This is a genomic window from Streptomyces sp. NPDC058221 (assembly GCF_042882365.1).
Taxonomy (GTDB): domain Bacteria; phylum Actinomycetota; class Actinomycetes; order Streptomycetales; family Streptomycetaceae; genus Streptomyces.
Map to the genome: position 1 here is coordinate 1 of NZ_JBHVWF010000308.1, position 1,931 is coordinate 1,931.

Annotated in this window: 2 protein-coding genes; one reads left to right on the forward strand and one right to left on the reverse strand. The window is 67.4% G+C overall.

Features of this window, described 5'->3' with window-relative positions; genetic code table 11:
• Positions 1–116: 116 nt before the first annotated feature.
• A complete protein-coding gene (locus ACFVW8_RS39055) occupies positions 117–917 on the reverse strand; it encodes an ADP-ribosyltransferase (RefSeq protein WP_389698797.1) in 801 nt (266 codons plus the stop codon).
• A gap of 481 nt (positions 918–1,398) precedes the next feature.
• Between ACFVW8_RS39055 and ACFVW8_RS39060 the strand changes: the two genes are divergently transcribed.
• Positions 1,399–1,931: hypothetical protein (locus ACFVW8_RS39060; protein WP_389698800.1), on the forward strand; the 533-nt coding region annotated here is incomplete at its 3' end.

The window sequence follows — 1,931 nt, forward strand, 5'->3', positions numbered from 1 at the left end:
GCTTCTGACGTCCGGGCCTTCCCGGGGCTGCGGCCCGGCCCTCCGCGCCCGCGGGCCGGTCCTGATACGCCTGGTGCGGTGCCGGGCCGGTCACCGCACCAGGCATACGGGACGGCTCAGCCCACCTGCTTCACCTGGATGACCTTGTACTTCTTACCGCCGATGATCTTCGTCGTCTCGCCCGTCTTCTCGAACTTGCCGCCGCGCGGGATGAGGACCTCCGACTCCTTGCCCCGGTAGCGGGACAGGTCGTCGATGTTGCGGCCGTTGTTCGTGGTGACTTCCATCAGGACGCTCTCGCCGCCGGTCCGGCCCTTGTTCGCCGAAGCCTCGACGGCACGGTCGGCCTTGGCCGGGTCACTCGACGTGCTGAGGTACTCGGGCATCTCGACCTGACCACCGCTGTCGAACTGCTTCAGCAGGTCGTCCGGCATGAACGTGCCCCGGTAGAAGGTCCCGTCGACCCGCGGCAGGTGATCCAGCGCGCGGTCCATGCGCTTGATGAACTCCGGGACCTGCTTACCGCGATTGCCGGAGATCGGATTGCCGCGGAGATAGCTGTTCGCGTCGTCCGCCCAGGAGCCGGTGTAGTCGGCGACGATGAGTGCGTCGTCGGCGGTGAAGTCCTTCGTCAGGGGATTCTTCTTGGCGATCTCCTCGACCTCTTTCGCCCAGCCCTTCTTGTCGCCGGGGCGGAAGTCCGGGATGTCCTTCAGCACGTCCATCGGGTCGGGGCCGACGGGGCAGTCTCCCCCGTCCGGAGCGTCGTCGTCCGGCTCGTCCTCCGGCTGTGTGTCCTCGGGCGGCTGCTTCGGCTCGTCGGTGAGTCCGAGCGCGTTGCTGACCTTGTCGTCCACGTCCTGGAACGTGTCGACACCGGCGATGGACGACGCGGTGACGGCGGAAATCAATTCCATGGGACTGGGGGATCCGGAGCCGGCGGCGAACCTGACACCACGGGCGGAGCCTCCTGCGGAGGCGAGCGTGTACCGCTCGCGGCCGACGCCGCCTGTGGTCACTCCGCCGCGGAAGGCTGCGGAGTTGTCCCGGCACTCGTCATCGTCATCGTCGTCATCGTCATCGTCATCGTCATCGCAGTTCGAGACGAGCGAAATGAGCTTGGGACCGGCACCGCCGATGGCCGAGCCACCACCGGAGACCGTCGGGCCACCGGACGAGGAACCACCGGAGCTCGAGGAACCGCCAGACGTCGACGAACCGCCGGACGAGGATCCGTCCTCACAATCCCCTTCATCACCACCGGAGGAACCGCCGGAGTCGCCGCCGGAGTTGTTCCCACCGGACTTCCCGCCACTACTGCCGCCGGACGAGCTGCCACCGGACGAGCTGCCACCGGACGAACCACCACCGACCAGACCGCCACTGACCAGACCGCCAGTGAGCAAACCGCCGCTGAGCAGACCGCCACTGAGCAGACCCCCGCTGGAACTCCCGCCGGAGGTTCCTCCACCGGAGCTGCCACCGCTGCTGCCGCCACTGCTGGAGTCACCACCACTGCTGCTGTCACTGCCCCCGGAGTCACTGCCACCGCTGGAGCTGCCGCCCGAGTCGGAACCACCACTGGAGCTGCCGCCGGAGTCGGAACCACCGCTGGAGCTGCCGCCGCCACTACTGGAGTTACTCCCACCGGAGTCACTGCCGCCACTGGAACTGCCGCCCGAGTCGGAACCACCACTGGAACTGCCGCCCGAGTCGGAACCACCACTGGAACTGCTGCCGCCACTACTGGAGTTACTCCCACCGGAGTCACTGCCGCCACTGCTGCTGTCACTGCCGCCGGAGTCACTGCCGCCACTGGAACTGCCACCCGAGTCAGAACCACCACTGGAACTGCCGCCCGAGTCGGAACCACCACTGGAACTGCTGCCGCCACTACTGGAGTTACTCCCACCGGAGTCACTGCCGCCACT